This is a genomic window from Ornithinimicrobium flavum, assembly GCF_004526345.1.
Taxonomy (GTDB): domain Bacteria; phylum Actinomycetota; class Actinomycetes; order Actinomycetales; family Dermatophilaceae; genus Ornithinicoccus; species Ornithinicoccus flavus.
The window spans coordinates 1,484,310-1,504,992 of record NZ_CP038213.1 but is presented as its reverse complement, the minus strand read 5'-3'; the positions used below and the strand labels follow the sequence as shown (position 1 = coordinate 1,504,992).

19 protein-coding genes and 1 pseudogene are annotated in these 20,683 nt (G+C 70.2%); 9 read left to right on the top strand and 11 right to left on the bottom strand.

Features of this window, described 5'->3' with window-relative positions; all coding sequences use genetic code 11:
* Positions 1-369: 369 nt before the first annotated feature.
* Positions 370-993, bottom strand: a complete 624-nt coding sequence (locus tag E3Z34_RS06970; protein WP_134773026.1) for an FMN-binding negative transcriptional regulator — start codon at positions 991-993, stop codon at positions 370-372.
* Between the two features lie 121 nt (positions 994-1,114).
* Here E3Z34_RS06970 and E3Z34_RS18715 point away from each other — a divergent pair, with 121 nt between their 5' ends.
* Positions 1,115-1,327, top strand: coding sequence for a Mu transposase domain-containing protein (locus tag E3Z34_RS18715; protein WP_420818979.1), 213 nt, complete (start codon positions 1,115-1,117; stop codon positions 1,325-1,327).
* Positions 1,328-1,631: 304 nt separating this feature from the next.
* Here the strand turns inward: E3Z34_RS18715 and E3Z34_RS06965 are convergent, their stop codons facing one another.
* From E3Z34_RS06965 to E3Z34_RS06950, 4 genes are all read right to left on the bottom strand, one after another.
* Entirely contained in the window at positions 1,632-2,549 is a 918-nt protein-coding gene (locus tag E3Z34_RS06965; protein WP_134773025.1) for a LysR substrate-binding domain-containing protein, read from the bottom strand.
* 239 nt (positions 2,550-2,788) lie between these two features.
* A complete protein-coding gene (locus E3Z34_RS06960) occupies positions 2,789-3,781 on the bottom strand; it encodes a substrate-binding domain-containing protein (protein WP_134773024.1) in 993 nt (330 codons plus the stop codon).
* Between the two features lie 15 nt (positions 3,782-3,796).
* On the bottom strand, positions 3,797-5,113 hold the full coding sequence (gene fucP, locus E3Z34_RS06955; RefSeq protein ID WP_134773023.1) for an L-fucose:H+ symporter permease: 1,317 nt from the start codon (positions 5,111-5,113) through the stop codon (positions 3,797-3,799).
* A gap of 376 nt (positions 5,114-5,489) precedes the next feature.
* Positions 5,490-5,801, bottom strand: a complete 312-nt coding sequence (locus E3Z34_RS06950) for an alpha/beta fold hydrolase (RefSeq protein WP_134773022.1) — start codon at positions 5,799-5,801, stop codon at positions 5,490-5,492.
* Positions 5,802-6,051: 250 nt separating this feature from the next.
* Between E3Z34_RS06950 and E3Z34_RS06945 the strand changes: the two genes are divergently transcribed.
* Positions 6,052-7,563 carry an AAA family ATPase gene (locus E3Z34_RS06945; protein WP_134773021.1) on the top strand — a complete coding sequence of 504 codons (1,512 nt, stop codon included), beginning with the start codon at positions 6,052-6,054 and terminating at the stop codon, positions 7,561-7,563.
* Positions 7,564-7,576: 13 nt separating this feature from the next.
* Here the strand turns inward: E3Z34_RS06945 and E3Z34_RS06940 are convergent, their stop codons facing one another.
* On the bottom strand, positions 7,577-7,930 hold the full coding sequence (locus E3Z34_RS06940; RefSeq protein WP_134773020.1) for a hypothetical protein: 354 nt from the start codon (positions 7,928-7,930) through the stop codon (positions 7,577-7,579).
* An 11-nt stretch (positions 7,931-7,941) separates the two neighbouring features.
* Positions 7,942-9,324 (bottom strand): hypothetical protein, encoded by a 1,383-nt coding sequence (locus tag E3Z34_RS06935; protein ID WP_134773019.1) that lies wholly within the window; start codon positions 9,322-9,324, stop codon positions 7,942-7,944.
* 378 nt (positions 9,325-9,702) lie between these two features.
* Between E3Z34_RS06935 and E3Z34_RS20165 the strand changes: the two are divergent.
* Positions 9,703-9,780, top strand: a pseudogene (locus E3Z34_RS20165) (type II toxin-antitoxin system PemK/MazF family toxin); the annotation flags it as partial.
* Between the two features lie 100 nt (positions 9,781-9,880).
* Here the strand turns inward: E3Z34_RS20165 and E3Z34_RS19420 are convergent.
* The 3 genes from E3Z34_RS19420 to E3Z34_RS06915 all read right to left on the bottom strand — a co-directional run bounded on the left by E3Z34_RS19420 (position 9,881) and on the right by E3Z34_RS06915 (position 11,818).
* Entirely contained in the window at positions 9,881-10,105 is a 225-nt protein-coding gene (locus E3Z34_RS19420) for an FMN-binding negative transcriptional regulator (RefSeq protein WP_275106682.1), read from the bottom strand.
* Entirely contained in the window at positions 10,033-10,314 is a 282-nt protein-coding gene (locus tag E3Z34_RS19415) for an FMN-binding negative transcriptional regulator (RefSeq protein ID WP_158288627.1), read from the bottom strand. Before E3Z34_RS19415 ends, E3Z34_RS19420 begins: the two co-directional genes overlap by 73 nt.
* Before the next feature lie 247 nt (positions 10,315-10,561).
* Positions 10,562-11,818 carry a hypothetical protein gene (locus E3Z34_RS06915; protein WP_075958597.1) on the bottom strand — a complete coding sequence of 419 codons (1,257 nt, stop codon included), beginning with the start codon at positions 11,816-11,818 and terminating at the stop codon, positions 10,562-10,564.
* Positions 11,819-11,897: 79 nt separating this feature from the next.
* Between E3Z34_RS06915 and E3Z34_RS06910 the strand changes: the two genes are divergently transcribed.
* From E3Z34_RS06910 to E3Z34_RS06895, 4 genes are all read left to right on the top strand, one after another.
* Positions 11,898-12,170, top strand: a complete 273-nt coding sequence (locus E3Z34_RS06910; protein ID WP_134773017.1) for a PDDEXK family nuclease — start codon at positions 11,898-11,900, stop codon at positions 12,168-12,170.
* A 15-nt stretch (positions 12,171-12,185) separates the two neighbouring features.
* Positions 12,186-12,863: a hypothetical protein gene (locus E3Z34_RS06905; RefSeq protein WP_134773016.1), complete on the top strand. Its 678-nt coding sequence runs from the start codon at positions 12,186-12,188 to the stop codon at positions 12,861-12,863.
* A 30-nt stretch (positions 12,864-12,893) separates the two neighbouring features.
* Positions 12,894-13,976 (top strand): endonuclease NucS domain-containing protein, encoded by a 1,083-nt coding sequence (locus E3Z34_RS06900; protein ID WP_075958594.1) that lies wholly within the window; start codon positions 12,894-12,896, stop codon positions 13,974-13,976.
* Positions 13,977-14,051: 75 nt separating this feature from the next.
* Complete coding sequence (locus E3Z34_RS06895) at positions 14,052-14,747, top strand: hypothetical protein (protein ID WP_134773015.1); 696 nt, start codon at positions 14,052-14,054, stop codon at positions 14,745-14,747.
* A 313-nt stretch (positions 14,748-15,060) separates the two neighbouring features.
* Here E3Z34_RS06895 and E3Z34_RS06890 read toward each other — a convergent pair whose 3' ends face one another.
* On the bottom strand, positions 15,061-15,267 hold the full coding sequence (locus E3Z34_RS06890; RefSeq protein ID WP_134773014.1) for a hypothetical protein: 207 nt from the start codon (positions 15,265-15,267) through the stop codon (positions 15,061-15,063).
* 60 nt (positions 15,268-15,327) lie between these two features.
* Between E3Z34_RS06890 and E3Z34_RS19410 the strand changes: the two genes are divergently transcribed.
* Both E3Z34_RS19410 and E3Z34_RS06880 read left to right on the top strand, forming a co-directional pair.
* Positions 15,328-17,181 (top strand): PD-(D/E)XK nuclease family protein, encoded by a 1,854-nt coding sequence (locus E3Z34_RS19410; RefSeq protein WP_134773013.1) that lies wholly within the window; start codon positions 15,328-15,330, stop codon positions 17,179-17,181.
* 31 nt (positions 17,182-17,212) lie between these two features.
* Positions 17,213-20,515, top strand: a complete 3,303-nt coding sequence (locus E3Z34_RS06880; RefSeq protein ID WP_338043802.1) for a UvrD-helicase domain-containing protein — start codon at positions 17,213-17,215, stop codon at positions 20,513-20,515.
* Positions 20,516-20,683 lie beyond the last annotated feature (168 nt).

Here is a 20,683-nt window from a genome sequence, read left to right as displayed (position 1 = left end):
GGTGCAGCGCGTAGGCGAACGTGTCGCCGAGGTTCAGGCGCGCACGATGCCCGCTCCCCGCGCGTCCCGTGATCCTCGTCACGCGACAGTCGGGGACGTGCGCGACTTCCGCGTGACGAGATCTGCGGGACGCTGCCGTGCGCCGGTGGGTCCCTCCTCTGAGGCTGCAGGGGAACACCCGTCAGCAGACGAATATCGCGGATCGTCGATCAGGCTTGTTGATCGACGATCCGCGATATTTCCTCTTGGACCCCTCCGCGACCGCGCGACGCGCGTCGTCCGCCTCTGACGCCCGCCTCTCCATGTCAGGACGAGCGCGTCAGGACCGACTCGAGTCGCTCGCGACCGACTCGAGTCGCTCGCGCGGGCTCAGCGCCCCCCGCGTGAAGCCTCCCGGACGCGCCGCATCTCCTCGGCGAGACCGGGGTTGTGCTCCCCCACATGGACGATGACGTTGTCGACGACCTCCGGGGTCTTGTTCTGGCTGAGCTTGGCGCGGGCGTCGAACCGGTCGACCCGCATCCGGAAGCTCACCGCACCCCTGGCCTCCCGCCGAGTGGCCGCCTCGTCCTCCGTGAGCGAGCGCCCGCCGGGCCGGTCGCGCTCGAAGTGGTCGGTCAGCAGGGAGAGCGCCGCGTAGTTCTCCTCCTCGTCGAGGATCTCGGGCGTCCCGTAGAGGTGTGCGGTGACGTGGTTCCAGGTCGCGACGAGGTCGCCCGGGGCGTACCAGCTGGGCGAGATGTAGTCGTGCGGCCCCTGGACGATGACCAGGATCTCGTGCCGCCCGAGCTCGTGCAGCCGGTCGTCCGGTCGCCCGAAGTGGCTGAGGATCGTGATGTCCGGGCCGTCGGCGCTCTCGTCGAGGATCACCGGGTAGTGCGACGCGACCAGACCGGTGCTGGCCGGCGAGACGATCGTGGCCCACGGATGGTTCCGGATCAGTCGGCGGACCTCGTCGGGGTCGGTCATCAGATAGTGCGGGGTATGCCGCATCTCGCCTCCGTCGTCGTCCGCGGCCGTCTCCCCGGCCCGTCCTGGGTTTCAGCCATTCTCCTCGGTGTCGAGGAAGGTGTCGCGCCACCCGGTGGAGGCCCGCCTTAGCTTGAAGTCCTTCATGCTCCCCAAGAGGTGGGCCAAGGCCCGCCCCCCGTGGGCCTGCTCGCGGCGGACACCGACGCGATGCTGTCCTTGCCGCCGGCGGCGGGCGCACCTGGGCTGGCGCGAAGACGTGCGCCTGAGCCGGGGCTACTACGTGCGCGTCGACACCAATGACTACTCGGTCGGTAGCTGGTGGCCGAGCACCCGCGCCGGTGGGCCCGGAGCATGACCGTGACCGACCCCGCCCACGTCACCGCGGCCGAGGCCTTACGGCACACCTATCAGCAGCCCCGGTCGTGCGCCGGCAAGACGCACCTGGGCGTCGCCGCAGCCCGGCAGGGACGCCGGGCGGTCCCTGGAGCAGTCGACCGAGACGGTCCATGTCAGTGCTGTCTTGCGGAGTGCGCTCTTCGACGAGCCACTTGAGGTCGACCGGGAACGAATCTGGCTGCGTGACCTAGCAGAATGGGTTGACACCACCGGACTGAAGGTCCAGCACCCGCAGCTCGATGGAACGGGGCTGGTCGTCCGCCTCAGACGGGTCGGGGCAGCTTCCCGGCGCGTGCCCGGGCCAGCACGTGCTCACGGAACAGTTCGGCCGCTGGCAGCATGCGCCGCTGAGGGGACCAACTCAGTCCCACCTCCCGGGTCGCGCCCGGGTCGGTCAGCGCCAGGACGTGCAGACCCGCCACCGGGGCGGCCACTGATCCACCCCACAGGGCCGGTGCGATGGCCACACCCAGGCCGGCAGCGACATACCCCCGCAGGGTGGGGAGGTCGTCGGCCACGAAGGCGACGTTGGGCTCGAAATGAGCTTCGGCGCACAATCGTTCGGACTGCCGGCGAAGCAGCGAGGTCGGCTTGATCATGACGAACGGCTCATCGGCGACCTGGCTCAGCGCGACCTCGTGGGTGCCTTCGAGGCGGTGGCCGGGTCCGACCAGCAGGCGCAGGGGCTCCACGGCCAGGACCCTCCAGCGTGGGTGCTCGGGGCCCGGCGGGGGTCGCAAGGTAGAGAGCTCGACATCCACGTCGCTGCGCGGATCGACGTCCGGCACCGTCTCGTCGGCCGTCGTGCGCAGGTCGAGGTGAACGTGCGGGTGCTCCGCGTGGAAACTGCTCACCAGGTCTGGGACGAGCCAGCTGCCGAAAGAGGGCTGGAAGGCGATGGTGACCGTGCCCCGCTCAGGGTCCAGGATCTGTTGCACCGCCGCGATCCCGTCATCAAGGTGGTGCAGCACCGGGTCGATGTGCTGCTTGAACGCGGCCCCGGCGTGAGTCAGCCGCAGCACCCGGCCCTTACGCCGGAGCAGTGGGGTCCCCACGTCCAACTCGAGCCGGCTCAGGGCCCGGGAGACCGCAGGCTGAGAGATGCCCTCGATCTGGCTCACCTCGGTCACCGTCACACCGTCCGCCACGAGCTGAAACCAACGCAGACTCTCCGTCTCCATACCTATAACGTTAACGCATACGTCGCCTGTCTAAGAGACATTGGACGTATCGATGGTGTCCAGCGACCCTGGATACATGGCCACATTCATGTACCGCCTCCTGACCGGCTCCCCCCGCGACACCATGGCCTTCCCGGCGACCCGCGGTGTCACCATCGTCGACTGGCCCTCCCGCCTCACTGAGCGCTGAGTGCCCCACCGACCGGCACTGAACACCGCTTGACCGGCCGGCCCCCGGGTCAGCTGCCCCAGCAGGTCCGTATCCCGAACTCCACCCGCCGCGACTCCACCCCGTCCACCGGGTTGTCGCTGACGAGTTCGCTGCCCGTGTCCCGGAATCCGCTGGGCGTCACACCGTCGCGCACCGCCGCCGCGATCGCCCGGACACCTTCTCGCGCCATGTTCTGCGGATACTGCGTCGCGGTAGCGTCGATGTCTCCGGGCCGCACGGCCTCACGCATCGCACGGCACCCTCCGTCCACCGAGACCAGGACGACCTCGTCCAGGTCGAGCTCGGCAGCTTCGAGCGCTGCCAGGGCCCCGAGCGCGGCTGGCTCGTTCACCGTGTAGACCACGTTGATGTCCGGATGCTCAGAAAGCACCTGGGTCATCGCAACCGCGGCGTTGTCCCGGTCACCCTGGGTGTCGACTGACGCCACGATCGCGGGATCGTCCTCGGTCAGTCCGAAGCCCTCGAGGAACCCCGTGCGTCGCAGCTCCCCGGAGCTGATGTCTCCGGCCAGGTTGAGCAGAGCCACCTGCGGATCCAGCCCGAGGTCGTCGGCCTTCGCAGCGGCATACTCCCCGATCGAACGGCCTGCTGCCTCGTTGTCCGTGGCGAAGAAGGCGTCCACCGCCTCCGGCGGATCGACCGGGGTGTCCAGCGCGATCACCAGCACCCCGGCGTCGCGTGCCTCCTGGATCGCCGGCAGCAGGGCGACCGGATCCGTCGGCGCGATCAGGATGCCGTCCACCCCCTCGGCGACCATGTCCGCGAGAGCAGCCTCCTGTGACGTGACGTCGGTGTCGCTGGCACCGGTGGCCGTGGTCAGCTCGACGTCCAGGTCATCGGCCGTCTCCTGGGCGACGTCCTTCATCGAGACCCAGTAGGGGTTCTCCTCCTGCTTGGTGATCAGCCCCACCGACACGGACTCCTGCTCCTCACCGGCACAACCCGCCAGGGTGAGGCCGCAGAGCACTGCGCCCAGCGTGATCCACGTGCGTGTGCGCATACCGATCGCCACCCTTCAGGCCTGATCCGTCGCGGCGCCGACCGCCGGACGGGTGTTCTTCAACGCGAACAGGGCGTATGCCGCGACCACCGCCAGGCAGATGCCCGGCACGATGTACCCCAGCGCCGATCCGGCCGCATCCATCACGGCCGCGTGCACCATCGGCACCAGCGCACCGCCGAGGATGGCCATGACCAGACCGGCCGAGCCGAACTTGGCGTCCGGGCCCAGCCCCTGCAGCGAGAGGCCGTAGATGGTCGGGAACATCAGCGACAGCGAGGCCGAGATGGCCACCACCGCGATCAACCCGACGACGTTGAGGACGAAGATGGAGGTCAGGCAACAGATCACGCCGAAGACCGCCATGATCAGCAGCAGCAGGGCCGGCCGGAAGATCCCCAGCAGGTAGGTCATCACGAAGCGTGAGATCAGGAACAGGACCAGGCTCGCCTGCAGCCACCAGCCGGCCTCGCCGGGGGAGGTTCCGGCGACGTCCTGGGCATACAGGATGGTGAAGGTCCAGGTGGACGTCTGGGCCGCGACGTTGAAGAACTGTGCCACCACGCCGTAGCGGTAGTGCCGGTTGGCCCACAACCGGGCCAGTGTGCCACCGCGGCCCGAGGTCAGGTCGACCGGCGCCGGCGCGCTGGGCAGCTCCATCTTGCGGAAGGCGATGAGCAGCCAGATGAGCACCAGGATCCCGGCGATCACCAGGTAGGGCTGCAGCACCAACGCCAGGTCGGACTCCGTGGCGGCCAGGAGCTCGTCCTCGCCCATGATGGTCTTGCTCTCCTCCGGCGTCAGGTTCGGCAGGATGAGGATCGCGCCCATCAGCACACCGACGTTGGCACCGACCGGGTTGAAGGACTGCGCGAGGTTGAGCCGCTGGGTGGCACTGGCCTCCTCGCCCATGCCGATGACGAAGGGGTTGGCGGAGGTCTCCAGGATGGACAGACCCGCCGCGAGCACGAAGAGCGCCAGCAGGAACATCTCGTAGGCGAGCAGGTTGCTGGCCGGAATGAAGAGGAAACCACCCACGGCCGCCAGCCCCAGCCCCACCAGGACACCGGCCTTGAAGCCGTAACGGGCGTTGATGAACGCGGCCGGGACCGCCAGCAGGAAATAGGCGCCGTAGTAGGCGAACTGGACCAGCGAGGCCTGGAAGTTCGACATGTCGAAGATGCCGCGGAACACGCCGACGAGGATGTCGGTGAGGTTGGCAGCCATACCCCACGCTGCGAAACAGAGGATGAGCAGGATGAACGGGACACGCAGGTGCCGGGCAACCAGTGGAGCGCTGGGCTCGGCGGTGTCCTTCGGCGTCGTTGCCATCGCACCCCTTTCTCTTGACCTTGCGTCAACTGCGATGTTGGGAGCCTAGCCTCTATGAAGAACGTGACGCTACGAGTCCTCACGGGCATGCCTGACAGTGCTACCCAGGCTTCGTCCTGAAGTCAGCCTCCTGTGCGACCAACCGACGAGAGTGACCTCGCTCGGTTCCCGGGTCGGCGAGCAAGCTCCAGGTCGCGGCATCGCCGCTCTTGGCGTGAACGCCGCGCTCGACGATGCGAGCACCCGAGGGGTCACGGCGGTGGGCGCATGAGTGTCGTCCAGAGACGTGGGCTCTCGCCGCGTTCTGGAACGCTGCCGACGAGACGGCGACATCCTGAGGCGACGCCGGTATGTCGCACAGGTCTCGCCCACGGGGTCACCCGGTGTCGCGCAGCCAGTTGGCGACGTATGCCGGTGCGGTATCGGCAGCCTCAAGGGGAAAGGCGAGGTGCGAGCCGTCCATCCAGTCGAGCTCGGAACCGGTGATGTGCGCGTGGGCATACTCGGCGTGGGCCGGTGGCACGACCTTGTCCCGGCGGCCGTGGACGATCAGAGTCGGGCACGTGATGCGCTCCAGCGGTGCGGGAGTGCCGGAACCGGTGAAGTCGTTCTTCAGTCCCGGACGCCGCCGGGCGAGCAACAGCGCGGTGAGTGTCGGCCTCGTGGCGTGCCGCAGCAGCCAGAGCACCTCCTGGACGGGGAAGTCCCGTGCCGCCAGCGCATACCCCTGCTGCGCGAACGTCCGCCCGGCTCGAGAGCGGTGTGCCGAGATATCCCGGCCTGCTCGGAGCGATGATCCGGACGCCCTTGACGCGCAGGAACTCACCCGCCACGAGACCCTGGTCCCACCCGCCCTGCGACCCGTGGATGGTGAGGATCGACTCACCATGCCCCCGCTCTGCATACTCGACCGGGCCCACCTCTGGTTCACTCAGGGCATGACCCTCACGGACGAGCGGACCGACGACGAGCACCCGGCACCTGAGCTTCGCGACCTGCGCCGGCTCGTCGACCGGGCGGTCCGTCTCACCGTCAAGGCCGCCAGGGCGGACGAGCAGCCCAACGTCGCGCGGCGGCTCCGGTCGTTCCTGGGCCGCCTCGACGATGCGCCGGTGGTGGACGACAGCTGGCCCATCTACGACCACGTCAACGTGCAACGGGCGCTGGACGCCTGGCTGGCGGAGCCCGGACGCCATGCCGAGGTGATGGGGCTGGCGGGCTTCCAGCACATGGAGTTCGGGCTCAGCGAGCTTCTGCACCTCGGGCCCGACTTCATGCCCGTGCGGCTGGGTGGGCTGGCGACCGTGAACCTGCCCAGCGGACCGGACGGGGAGACTCTGCGGTGCATCCACACGGGAGTCCTGCTGGTGACCGAGCCTGACGGGACCCGTCTGGCGATGCTCGTGCGGTCGGGCGAGATGATGGACCGGCGCGTCCACGTGCAGGTCGTGTGCGCGGACACCACGCGCGCCGAGGCCGTCGCCGGGCGTTTGCGCGAGCTGGTGATCGAGCGGAACGTCTTTCGCGGCCGGGTGGTGAGCTTCGGTGACGACATCTTCGGGCAGGAGCGTGGCGCGAGCCTGCTGACCTTCCAGACCCGGCCGCACGTGCCGCGCGAGCACCTGGTCCTGCCCGAGGAGGTGCTCGCCCAGATCCGGCGTCAGGTGCTCACGGTCGCCGAGCACCGGGACGCCTTGCGGGCCGGCGGGCAGCACCTGCGACGGGGCATCCTGCTCTACGGCCCGCCCGGCACCGGCAAGACCCACACGATCCGGCACCTGATGGGCCTGCTGCCCGACACCACCGTGCTGCTGATCAGCGGACCCGCTGTCCGGTTCGTGGGCGAGGCGTGCGCCATCGCCCGCAACCTGCAGCCGGCGATGGTCGTGGTCGAGGACGTCGACCTGATCGCCATGGACCGGCACCTGGCGCACGAGGCGCAGCCGATGCTGTTCGAGCTGATGAACCAGATGGATGGCCTCGCCGCCGAGGCCGACGTCGTCTTCGTGCTCACGACCAATCGCGCCGACCTGCTCGAGCAGGCTCTCACCACCCGCCCCGGGCGCATCGACCAGGCGGTCGAGATGGAGCTGCCCGACGCGGGCGCACGACGCGCGCTGCTCCATCTCTACCGGGCGGAGCTGGGCTGGGAGGTGAGCGACGCTGCGCTCGACTCGGCGGTCGAGCGCTCCGAGGGGACGACGGCCTCCTTCGCCAAGGAGCTCCTGCGCAGGGCGGCGCTCGTCTCTCTCGAGCGCGACCCCGACCAGGTGGCGCCCACCATCTTGGACGAGGACCTGAAGGCGGGGCTGGATGAACTGCTGGACTCTCGCAACCGTATGACGCGACGTGCCCTGGGCGGGGAGCCCGGCCATGACGAGACCGGTGCTGCGCCTCCTGAGGCGTACCCCGGAGGCTGGTCTTCGGCCCGTCCCGGGTTAGCGCCGTAGGCCCCGGCGACGCTCAGTCGGGCAGCACCGTGATGCGCAACGTCGAGGTGTAGGGCTCCCCGCCGGCGTAGACGTCCTCCCACGTCGCCACATACTCTCCCGGTGCAAGGTCGACGTTCGCGCTGGCCGTCTGGTGGTGAACCTGCGTCGCAGTGCCGGGAAAGCACTCCTCCCAGCCCGGGACGGGCTTTGTGAAGACGGCGGTCTTGACCGGGGTCGTGGACAGCTCCACCTGGGTGGCTTCCCTGACGACGCCGCCCTCCACCGGGGCGATCCACGCTCGCGTCTCGTAGAGCCCGAAGTCGGCGACGCTCTCCTGGGGTGTGCCGAAGCAGCAGCGCCACGGGACGAAGAAGGTGTTCTGCAACGAGCTCACCTTCAGGCCTCGATCACGCCCTCCTCGGCGAGGGCCGCGGCCAGCAGCGCGACGTCGTGCCCGAACGCTGTGGGCAGGAGTGCGTCGCCGTCCCGGCGCCATACCCGCAGGTCCTCCATCTCGTGCAGCGCCCGGTGGAGCGCGTTGTCGCTCCAGCTCCTCATCGACTCGTCCTGCTCGCGCAGCAGGGAGACGTAGTTCCTCGGGCTCTGCCACCACCAGTCCTCGAGCTCCCGGAGCGGCATCGACTCCCTCGCAGGGTCGATCAGGTGCAGGAGCGCACCCATCAGCGGTGAGACGTGGCCGTGGTCAGCGTGGATCAGGACGGCCGTGGCCAGGACGGTGCCGAGGTGGCGCCACTCCTCGTCCGACGAGGGTTCGTCCCAGGCCGCGTAGGCACGGGTGCGGCTCAGCTCCAGCAGGCCGGCCTCCACACAGGCGGTCCACAACCGGTCGAGCGGTCTGCACTCCGCCGCGCTGCGGAAAGAGTCCCGCGCCGCTGCGACCAGGAGCTCCTCCGACTCCGGCGGCAGCTTGGTGATGAGATCGCCGTAGGCCAACCGGTCCGCCTCGCGCTCCCACTCACCCAGCCCGAGCACGTCGTACGCCTCGCGGGCCGGGGCGAGACGCAGCACCTCCTTGGGCGTGATCTCTCTGCCTCGCTCCCCCACCCACTGGACCAGGCGCCGGCACTGCTGCACGAACGGCGCGTCACGGACGTCGGCGGCGACGTCGGTCACCTCGGCGAAGGGGATGTTGCCGTGCTCGTCGCCCAGCCCGAAGACGTCGTGCGCCTCGCCCTCGTCATCCTCCATCAGAGAGGCCATGAGATCGGTCGCCGCCATCCCGCGCAGGCTGCCCTGGTGCGCCGTCGTGGGTGCGAGGGCCATCCGCTGGTCGTCGGGCAGGGCGTTCCACGCCCCGACGATCTGCTGCAGCCGCTCGTTGAGCTCCTCCATCGACCCGGCACCGTCCAGCGACAACCCGATGCTCTCGCCGAACTCCACCATCGACTTCGCCGCACCACGCCTCGTGGGATCGGCGCAGGCGTCCGGCATGTGCAGCGCCGCGCGTCGCGCCTCCTTCGCGAGCTCGCGCGGGTCGGCCGAGGAGGACGCCATCCGGCCCGTGCCACGCAGGAACCTCCAGAAGCTGTCCAGCGTCTCGACCAGCCGCTCGACGTCAGGGACACCGGAGGGCCCGTGCGAGGGCCAGCGGACGAGCATCAGGTGCTCGGCGCTGCCGGCCGGCCACTCCTGGGGCGCGCTGAGGTCGTGGAAGTCGCGCAGGTTGAGGACAGTCTCGAGCAGGTCGCGGTCGAGCGGCTGCTTGCGCTTGGCGGCCCAGGCGACGGCATGGCGGATGAGCAGGTCGTGTTGATCCACGGGCCCATCCTCCCGCAGAGGCTAGGACGGAAGCCGCAGCCGAGCGCGCACACGGACGGCGTTGCACAATTTGTCGTATGTCGACGCTGACAATTCGCACTGACGAGGCGGTGGAGCATGCTCTTGCCGTGCTCACCAGTGGGGGCCTCTCACGCTCGGAGACCGCCCGTGCCGCGATCCTCGAGGCAGAGCGCGCGCACCGACGAGCCCGGCTGAGGGCTGAGGGCTGAGGCCGAGGCTCTGCGCGACGACCCTGAGGATGCCGCCGCCTCGCGCCAGCTGGCTGCCGAGATGGACGACGCGCGTGCGTGATGACCTCTACCGCCTTCGGGCACCCAGGATGCCCGAGGGCACGAGCAGTCCGGCCCGCGATATGTCGTGGTCGTGCAGTCCGACGACCTTCCGCTGTCGACCTGGCTCGTCGCGCCGACGTCGACGGGCATACGCGAGGCGCCCTTCCGCCCCGAGGTGGAGATCGACGGAGTGAAGACGCGGGTGATGGTCGAGCAGCTGAGCTTGCCGCGGGCGTCGAACCGGTCGACCCGCATCCGGAAGCTCACCGCCCCCTTGGCCTCCCGCCGGGTGGCTTGCTCGTCCTCGGCGAGCGACCGCCGGGCCGGCCCCGCTCGAAGTGGTCGGTCAGGAGGGAGAGCGCCGCGTAGTTCTGCTCCTCGTCGAGGATCTCGGGCGTCCCGTAGAGATGCGCCGTCACGTGGTTCCACGTCGGCACGAGCTCGCCGGGGGCGTACCAGCTGGGCGAGATGTAGTCGTGCGGCCCCAGGACGATGACCAGGATCTCGTGCCGCCCGAGCTCGTGCAGCCGGTCGTCGGGACGCCGAAGTGACTGAGGACGGTGATGTCCGGGCCCTCGGCGCTCTCGTCGAGGATGACCGGGTAGTGCGACGCGACCAGACCGGTGGTGCCCGGCGACACGATCGTGGCCCACGGGTGGTTCCGGATCAGCCGGCGGACCTCGTCGGGGTCCGTCATCAGAAAGTGCGGGGTATGCCGCATCTCGCCTCCGTCGTCCTGTCACCCGGGTCCGTCCTGGGTTCAGCCATTCTCCTTGGTGCAGACGCGCAAGGCGCCCCAGCGCGGCCCGGTTTACCGCGACCGAAGCTCAGGTCGAGGAGCTCAGCCAGCGGTCGGCTCGCCGGGTGTTCCGGAACTTCGCATAGATGGAAGATGTCTCTCAGTTAAGCGAAATCCGATGCACCCAGGAGCGCATCACGTGCTGCTACGCATCGCCCGAGCGCTTCTCCTCGATCCTCTTCGCCCTTCGCAGGACCCGCTCGTCTCGCCGCTCCTCGACCGCCCGACCGAACAACCGGGCACGGCCAGCCACACCTGTGCCGGCGGTGGTCACGACCGTGGAGGCTTCGTCCAGAAGCCCTCGGGCCGCCCTGGCCCAAGGGGTCAGGTCGACCGGCCCCGAGCCGCCGAGCTCCAGACCGGCGTGCTGCGCGAAGGCGGAGATGCTGTCGGCGATGGAGTTGGCCTGTCGAGCGACCTTCGGCGCCGAGATCGGGTTGGCAACCTTCGCGGCGTTGGACAGCGTGGACGACGCGGTGACCGAGTCCACGATGGCTTCCAGACCGGCCACGATGCGGCGGACCCGATCTGACCTCGCCACCGTGATTCCTTCGCGGTGGGCGTCCAGCTGCTGCTCGTCCTCGTCAGCGACCCGGGCCAGCTCGAGCACGTACTGCCTGTCCTGCAGGGCGATCGTCCGAGCCAGCACACCCAGCCAGAACTGGACGTCGTCGCTGACCTGGGTGAGCACCTTCGCGGCCTTGTCCGCGTCTCCGGCCGCGGCCTTGACGTCCTCGCTGAGGGCGTGCAGCTGTTCGATCGATTCGGCCTGCATGGTCTGCAGGGCAAGGGACGTGCCCTGCACCTTGGACCACGTGGTGCTCGAGACGGTCCCGGTCGACGCGTAGATGGAGGCCGCTTCGTCGATCGCGAGCGAGACACCACCGATCTGCCCGAGGGTCTCGGTCTTGCGTTGCTTGAGCAGTTGGTCCAGCTTGCGGTCGATCTCCTCGAGGTAGGCGGTGATGTCGTCCAACGCCGACTCGATGGCGTACTGGGTCGCCATCGCACCCAGAACCGCGGGGGCCGCCGGCGTGAGGGCGCCGACCTTGGTGATGTTCTCGAAGTTGACATGCTGGGCGATGTCACCGCCCTTGTTCCGGATCACGCCCGACGTGAGCTTGTCAACGCCACCCAGCGTGGCCTCGGCAGTTGCGGCCGACTCACTCGTGAGCTTGACCCATCGTCCGCTCTCGGCGACGAGCTGCCCACCAGCTGTTCCCGCATAGCCGATTACCCTCGCCAGGTGTTTGGCCGACAGCGGCCTAGAAGCCAGGCCAGCATCGTCGTCGAGTAGTTCCAGCGCTGCCTCGCTGCCGAAGACGAGCACACCGTCCTCGGCCTCGTAGACCGCGACCGTTTCCCCTGCCTCTGTCATGCCGTGATCGTAGTCCTCGCCCACGACACCCCCTGGGAGAGTGTCCGTTCAGGCCTCACTGCGACAGCGGGGTCCGTCCTGATAGACAGAGACCATGGCGTACATGGGCAGGCTCTCCTTCGGCCGTCTGACCCAGGCGTGGGCGGGCGAGGCGTCCGACTTCACGCCGCTCCTGGTGGATCGACTGGACCAGCTCGGTGAGGCGCTGGACCTCGAGCTCGTAGCGGCGGGACGGTCAGAGGTGACGACGACCGGTGGTCGCCGGATCGACATCGTGGCCCAAGGGTCAGACGGCAGCGAGTTTGTCATCGAGAACCAGTACGGCCGTGCGGATCACGACCACCTCACGCGAGGGCTCGCCTATGCCGTCGCCTGAGACGCTCGTGGGCTGGTGCTCGTTGCGGAGGAACACCGCGACGAGTTCCGCGCCGTCGCGCAGTATCTCAACGACATGAGGGAACTGGATCCTGCGCGAGGGATCGCCGTGTGGCTGGTGGAGGCTCGCGCAGTGCGGGTCGACGACGGGCCTTGGGCGCCGCTCTTCACCGCCGTCGTCCAGCCGAACCAGTTCACTGCGACCGTCGAGCGAGCCAAGCAGGACGAGCGGCCCGCCACACTGGCGCAGTTCTGGGAGCAGTTCGACTCGGACGAGACCGCGACAGCCGTTCGCACGATGCTCGACCGGTGGGGCGCTGCCGGCTACCGACGGCGGCTCGGCCCGAGCCATGTGGTCCTTGAGGCTGGCGGACCGGCCGTGAGCGGCATCCGCACGGTTGTGGCCCTCTACACGGATGGCCGTGTGATGGTGCCGTTCGGTTCGTACGCTGGGCAGAACAGCGGCGTGCCTGTCACTGCACTCACGACGGCCGAGTTCCGCGCCCAGGCGGACGCGCTCTTCGGCTTCGGCGGCACGGAACGACAGGCTCGCACCGAGCCTGGATGGCTGACTCCAGAGAGGATCGAGCCGCTCTGGGCCTTCTGCACCACGGTTGCGGAAGCGTATGCAGCCGCTCTCACCGCGCAGGGTGCCCAGACCGTCGCCCAGGCTCCGGCGACGGCCGGTCCCTGACGGCCCAACCTGCCGAGGCAGACTGTCCCCATGCCTACCGAGATGGGAATCTGGCGGATCGACCAAGACCAGCCGCACCGGCTCCAGCCCAGCGCGATGCCTCTCGAGTCCCAGCTGGAAGACTTCTTGGCCAGAGATCCCTCCCTCTTGGGCGACCGGCTGCTGGTCGTCGGTCGCCAGGTCCGCACGCCGTACAACACCTATATCGACCTGCTCGCCATCGACGCCGAGGGGACGCTGCACGTTCTCGAGCTCAAGCGGGACAAGACCCCACGCGAGGTCATCGCCCAGGTGCTGGACTACGGCTCCTGGGTCTCCACCCTTGAGCGAGACGACGTCATCGACCTCGCCTCCCACCACCTGGGGCAGGCCTTCGAGCCGGTCTTCGCCGAAACCTTCGATGCCCCTGTGCCCGACGAATTCAGCAACGACATCCAGCTCACGGTCGTCGCCTCTTCGCTCGACCCAAGCTCGGAGCGGATCGTCACCTATCTGCGTGACTTCGGCGTGCCCATCAACGCCGTCTTCTTTTCGTTCCTGCAGGACGACGGGCGGCAGTACCTGGCTCGATCCTGGTTCGCCACGGACGAGTCTTCCGAGGGCGCACCCAGCGCAACGCGGCGCGGCAAGATCGCCCGCTGGAACGGGCAGGACTGGTACGTCAACTTCGGCGAAGGCGACAGCCGGTCGTGGGAGGACGGCCTCGAGTACGGCTTTATCTCCGCAGGCGGCGGAGAGTGGTACTCGCGCACCCTGCGCAACCTGCCCGTCGGCGCGCGGGTTAACGTCTACCTGCCGCAGAAGGGGTATGTGGCGGTCGGGACGACTCTTCGGCCGGCGACGCGCAGCGACGTCGCGGAAGTGCTCCACCAGGGCCAGTGGCAGCGGTTGCTCGACCTTCCCCTCGAGGCCGACTACCGACGAGGGTTGCCTGAGGACGAGACAGATCGGGCGGAGTACATCGTCCCGGTCGAGTGGGACGTCGCCGTGCCGGCGGACCAGGCCTACCGCGAGGCAGGCATGTTCGCCTCCCAGCACAGCGCCTGCAAGCTTCGACAGGACTTCACCCTGAGGAAGCTCGCCGAGCACTTCGACCTCGACCGGACGAGCTGACGCCGCAGTCCGACCGCGTGGCAGGAGACACGACCCTTCTGTGTACGGTGTCATCAGGACACTGAAGGAGGGCCGGTGCCGGTAGATGTGACGTGGACGTCCTACGGCCGTTCGGCGCTGGACGCCCTCACCCAGGTGGTGGCCCACCTGAAACAGGACGACCCACTCCACCCCGTCACCCTCGTCGTCCCGAGCAACATCGCAGGCATCGTCGCCCGCCGGCACCTCGCCCGCGGCTTCCACCCCGGCCGCCCCGCCGTCGCAGGCCTCTGGATCACCACACTCCCCCGGCTGGCCGAGCAGCTCGCCGCACCACTGCTCACCGGCACCGGCCGCCGACCGGCCACCCGCGCGTTCGTCGGCGCCACGGTCCGGGGTGTGCTGCTGGACGACCCGGGCGTCTTCGGCGAGGTGGCCGACCACCCGTCGACGGCGCGCTCCCTCGCCCGCGCCCACCACGACCTGCGCGACGTGGACGACTCCGCGTGCGACCAGGTCGCAGGGACCAGCAGCCTCTGCGCCGACGTCGTCCGCGTGCACCGCGCCACCGCGCGCGCGTCAAAGACAGCCACTACGACGAGACCGACCTCCTCCACACCGCGGCCGCCACACTCACGGCCGAACGCGCCGCCGAGCTCGGCAGCATCGTCATCTACCTGCCCCAGGACCTCACCCACGCCGAGACCGCCCTGGCAGCGACACTCGCCACGCTCACCGACACCCACGTCATCGCCGGGCACACCGGCGACCCTCGCGCCGACGCCGCCGTGACCGAGTCCGTCAACGCCATCGCGTCGGACGCCTCGCCGCCGCCTCGCACCCCACCCACGGTGCAGCGCGTGCTGCACGCCTCCGACTCCGACGACGAGGTGCGCTGCGTCGTCCGGGACGTCGTGCAGACCCTGCGGACGACTCCCGCGCACCGCGTCGCGGTCCTGTATGCCGCTCGCGACCCCTACGCACGCCTGCTCCACGAGCACCTGGCTGCCGCCGGGATCGAGGTCAACGGCCCCGGGGTGCGCCCCGTCGCCGAGCGGGCGGTGGCCCGGCTCGTCCTGGGCCTGCTGGAGACCGCACGCACCGGCTACCGCCGCGCCGACGTGCTCCGGGCCGTCGGCGAGCTCCCGGTCACCACCTTCGAGGACCCCGACCGTGCGACCACGACGCTGCCCCTCCCCCTCTGGAACGCATCACCCGGGAGGCCGGCGTCGTCTCCGGGAACGACTGGCACGAGCGACTGGACTTCCACCGTCACTCCCTCGAGCAGAAACTCAAGGACGACGACCTCCACGACAGCACCCGCGACCGGCTCACCCGGCACCGCGACGCGACCGCGTCCATGCAGCACTTCATGGCCACCCTGCGCCGGCGGCTCGCCGACCTGGACCGGGCGCCCACGTGGACCGGGGCTGCCGAGGTGCTGCACGGCATACTCGACGACCTCCTGCCGCCCTCCACCCACCGGCACCTGCCGCCCGCCGAGCAGCACGCCCTCGTGACGGTGCGCAGCGCACTCGGACAGCTGCGCGCGCTCGACAGCACGCCGACCAGCCCCTCCCTCGCCGGCGTGGAGGAGATCCTGGGCCTCGAGCTGGACGGCGCGCTCCCCCGCGTCGGCACCTTCGGCCAGGGCGTCCTCGTCGCCCCCGTCGAGCAGGCGGTCGGGCTCGACCTCGACGCCCTCTACGTCGTCGGCCTGGCCGAGGACCTGTGCCCCGGCACGCTGCGCGAGGACTCCCTCCTGCCCGAGCGCGCCCGGGAGGCCACCGGCTGGGCCCTCCGCAGCAGCCGACGCCGCGCCGACAGGACCCACCGGAGCCTGCTCGCCGCGTTCGACGCCGCGCCGCACGTGACCGCCAGCTTCCCCCGAGGCGACCTGCGCCGGCACTCCCACCGGCTCCCCTCGCGCTGGCTGCTCCCCTCGCTGCGCACCCTCAGCGGCGACGCCGACCTGCCCGCCACCGAGTGGGAGCGCGGGGCCAGCAGCGCCCGCGACACCATCGACGGCTCCCCCTCGTTCGCCGGCAGCCTGCGCACGACTCGGCACCCGGCCACGGAGCAGGAGTGGCGGGTCCGGGCGCACCTGGCCGGCGTCGCCCCGCACGACCCGGTCGTGGCCGCGACCCAGGAGATGGTCCGTGCTCGTCGCGGGGAGACGTTCAGCCGCTTCGACGGCAACCTCGCGGGCGTCACCGGGCTCCCCGACCACGGGGCGGGCACGTCCGCCGTCTCCCCCACCGCCCTGGAGAGCTACGCCACGTGCCCACACGCCTACTTCCTGCAGAGGCTGCTGCGGGTCGAGCCGGTGGAGGCCCCCGAGGAGATCATCACCATCAGCGCCGCCGACCTCGGCTCCCTCGTCCACGAGACCATGGACGGCCTGGTCGCCGAGGCCGCGGCGCGAGGGCAGCTGCCCGGTCACGGGCAGCCGTGGACCCTGGCCCAGCGCGCCCGTCTGCTCGAGCTCGGGGAGGAGCTCGGCGAGCGTTACGAGGCGGAGGGGCGCACCGGGCACCCCCGCCTGTGGGCCCGGCAGCGCCAGTGGCTCCGCACCGTCCTGGACCGGATGCTGACCGAGGACGACGCCTGGCGTGCGGAGCACGGCGCGGCGGTGGTCACCAGCGAGCTGAGGTTCGGCATGCACGGCGTGGAGCCCGTGCACGTCACGCTGCCGGACGGCCGGGAGGTCCTGCTGCGCGGGTCCGCCGACAAGGTGGACCGGCGCCGCGACGGGAGTCTGCTCGTGACGGACATCAAGACCGGCAGGAAGGGCTCGTTCAAGGGCATGGAGGACGACCCGGTGCTCGGGGGCAGCAAGCTCCAGCTGCCCGCCTACGCCCTGGCCGCCCGGGCGGCGCACGGGGACGGGCAGACCCCGGTCGAGGCGCTCTACTGGTTCGCCGGCAAGGACAGCGGCCGGGTCCAGCTGCCGCTCACCGAGGCGGTCATGCAGCGGTATGCCGAGACGCTCGCCCTGCTCGTCGACGGCATCGCCCGGGGAGCCTTCCCCCAACGGGCGCCGAAGACGGCCGACTTCAGCTACACGCAGTGCTCGGCGTGCAACCCGGACGGGCTCGGGCACGCCGACATCCGCGAGCGCTGGGTGGCCCTGCGCACGACGCCCGAGCTGCAGGACTACACCGGGCTGGTCGAGCCCGACGCCCTGGCGGCGCCGGCCGAGGGCGAGGGAGAGGACGGGGTATGACGCAGCTCACGACGAGGCCGCCCGTCGGCGGATTTGGGACCGCACCGACGAGACCCTCTTCGTCGAGGCGGGCGCCGGGTCGGGCAAGACCCGCTCCCTCGTGGAGCGGGTGTCCACGCTCGTGCTGCGCGACGGCATACCGATCGAGGCGGTGGCGGCGGTGACCTTCACCGAGCGCGCCGCGGCCGAGCTGCGCGACCGGCTGCGTGCCTCGTTCGAGCACGTCGCTCGCGCGGGCGACGACGAGGAGCGCCCCCGCGCCGAGGCGGCGCTCGAGGGGCTCGACCTGGCCGCGATCGGCACCCTGCACTCCTTCGCGCAGCGGATCCTCTCCGAGCACCCGATCGAGGCCGGTGTGCCGCCGCTGGTCGAGGTGCTCGACGAGGTCGGCTCCTCCGTCGCGTTCGAGGCCCGGTGGGCGGAGCTGCGGGGGCTGCTGCTGGACGACGAAGAGCTCGCGCCGACGCTCGAGCTGGCCCTGGCGGCCGGGGTGAAGGTCGACCAGGTGCGCGCGATCGTGGCCAAGCTCAACGCGGACTGGGACCTCGTGGAGTCGCACGTCGTCGGGGCGCCGGCGCCGGAGCCGGCGACGCTGCCCGACGTCGACCACCTCGTGGAGCGGGCGGTGGAGCTCGCCGCCAACGCCGACACCTGTGCCGACCCCGAGGATCTCTTCGTCGGGCGCCTCACCAAGTTGGCCGAGTGGGTCGAGGCGCATCGCGCGGGAGGGACAGACCCCGCATCGACCGTCGAGTCGCTGCAGGCGGTGGAGGCTCTGCGGTGGCACCACGGGCGGGGCAAGAACTGGTCAGACCTGGGCCAGCTCAGATCCGACTGCAAGGCGTGGCAGACCGAGGTCGCCCAGGTGCTGGCCGGGCTGAAGGACCGCTGCCTGCGGGTCATCGTGCGCTGGTGCGGCGAGCGGGTGCTCGAGGCCGCCCATGCGCGCCGGAGGGAGGGCCGGCTGGAGTTCCACGACCTGCTCGTGCTCGCCCGCGACCTGCTCCTGCGCAACCCCGAGGTGCGGCAGACGCTGCAGCAGCGCTACCGGCGGCTGCTGCTCGACGAGTTCCAGGACACCGACCCGATCCAGGTCGAGATCGCGGTCCGCATCGCCGGCGGCGCGGCGGCCGGCCAGCCCGACTGGCGCGACGTGGAGGTGCCGGCCGGCTCCCTCTTCGTCGTGGGCGACCCCAAACAGTCGATCTACCGCTTCCGCCGGGCCGACATCAAGATGTACCTGCAGGCGCGCGAGACGCTCGGGGGCCGGGTGTCACTGACGACCAACTTCCGCAGCGGCGCGCCGGTCCTGGACTGGGTCAACGCGGTCTTCGACCAGCTCATCGTCGAGCAGCCCGACAAGCAGCCGGAGTACGAGGCGCTGGGCGCCCACCGCGGTGGCCCGGCCGTAGGCCCGCCGGTGGCGGTGCTGGGCGCGGAGGCGCACGTGGACAAGCCCAGGGCCGACGAGGTGCGGCGTCGCGAGGCGGAGGACGTGGCCGCCGCCATCCGCCGCGCCCTCGACGAAGGGTGGACCACCGAGACCGAGACGGACGAGCGCGACGAGCACGGCCGACGGCGCAAGGGCTGGCGGCCGCTGCGCGAGGACGACATCGCGATCCTCGTGCCAGCCCGGACGTCGGTGCCCTTCCTGGAGGAGGCGCTGGACACGGCAGGCGTCGACTACCGCACCGAGTCGAGCTCGATCGTCTACCAGGCCCAGGAGGTGCGCGACCTCTTCGCCGCCCTGCGGGCGATCGCCGACACCTCCGACGGCTTCACCCTCGTCACCGCCCTGCGCTCGAGCCTCTTCGCCTGCGGCGACGACGACCTGTTCACCTTCCGCCGCGACGGCGGCAGATTCCACGTGCTGGCCCCCGTGCCGGAGGCCCTGGCCGACCACCCGGTGGCGCGGGCGACGGCATACCTGCGGGGCCTGCACGACGAGGCACGGTGGCTCACCCCGAGCGAGGTGCTCACCCGGCTGGTCGTGGACCGGCGCATGCAGGAGGTGGCCGCTGACGGCCCGCGGGCGCGGGACACCTGGCGGCGGCTGCGGTATGTCGTGGACCAGGCCCGGGCGTGGTCGGAGACCGAGCACGGCGGCCTGCGCGCCTACCTGGCGTGGGCGCAGGCCCAGGCGTCGGAGACCTCCCGCGCCGGCGAGGCGGTGCTGCCGGAGTCGGACGTCGACTCGGTGCGGATCATGACCGTGCACGCCGCCAAGGGCCTGCAGTTCCCCATGGTCGTGGTCTCCGGGCTGTCGTCGAAGCCGAACAACCGCCGAGGCGTCCAGCTGCTGTGGACCGACGACGGTTTCGCGATCTCGCTCGGCAAGGACCTGACCACTGGTGACTTCGCCGACGCGCAGCCGGTGGACGAGCAGATGAGCGACCTGGAGAAGCGCCGCCTGCTTTACGTCGCCACCACCCGCGCGCAGGACCACCTCGTGGTGTCGATGCACCGGGCGGCGAACGGCGGCAGCGGCACCCTGGCGCACCTGCTGGCGGGCGTCGGGGCTGCCGAGCTGGGTGGCGCGGTGACGCTCGACCCGATGGCTAGCTCCGGCGAGCAGGTGCCGGTCAGTACGGCGCGGGCCGTCCAGCCGCCACCTGAGTGGGCGACCTGGCGTGCTGAGAGGGACGAGGCGATCAACGCTTCACATCGACGCAGTGCCATCAGCGCGTCGGGTCTGGAGGGCACCGACCCCGAGGTCGAACTGACTGGGTTGCCGGCACTTGGGTCCACTGACGCCGCGGAGGGCCAGGACGTCCTGCCGGACGACGGGCAGGTGGCCCGGTCCACGGCGAAGGGAGGCCGCGACGTGGAACGGCCAGCGTGGGTCAAGGGGCGTTACGGCTCGGCGATCGGCCGGGCGGTGCACGGCGTGATGCAGACCGTCGACCTGGCCACTGGTGCGGGGCTGGACGACGCGGTGGCTGCACAGTGCTGGGCCGAGGGCGTGACCGACCAAGCCGAGGCGGTGCGCGATCTGGCCAGGACGTTCCTGCAGTCGGAGGTCGTGCATCGTGCGGCCCAGCGCGAACACTGGCGGGAGTCCTACGTAGGGGCGGTCCAGGATGATGGCACGGTCGTGGAGGGGTTCATCGACCTTCTCTACCGCGAGGATGATGGCCGGCTCATCGTCGTCGACTACAAGACGGACAACGTGCGGGCCGAGTTCTGGCCATCGCGCGCAGCGTTCTACGCGCCGCAGCTCCGCGCCTACGTGGAGATCGTCGAACGGGTAATCAGCCCTGGAGCTGCGGATGCTGTGATAAGCGCTAGACACGGGACGTTGAGCATTCGCTCGGCAATGGAGCCGGAAGCCTGACTCCCCGGTTGCCCGCAACCGTCGGCGTCGAACTTGGTCGGCATGAGCTCGAAGGCTGGCCGCCACAGATAACGTCCTTGCGCCCCATGCGGTTGCCACCGTTCGAGGCGTTGGCGGCCTCCCTTGAGAGGATGTCTGACTCCTCGCTAATGGGTCCGTGGAGAAGGC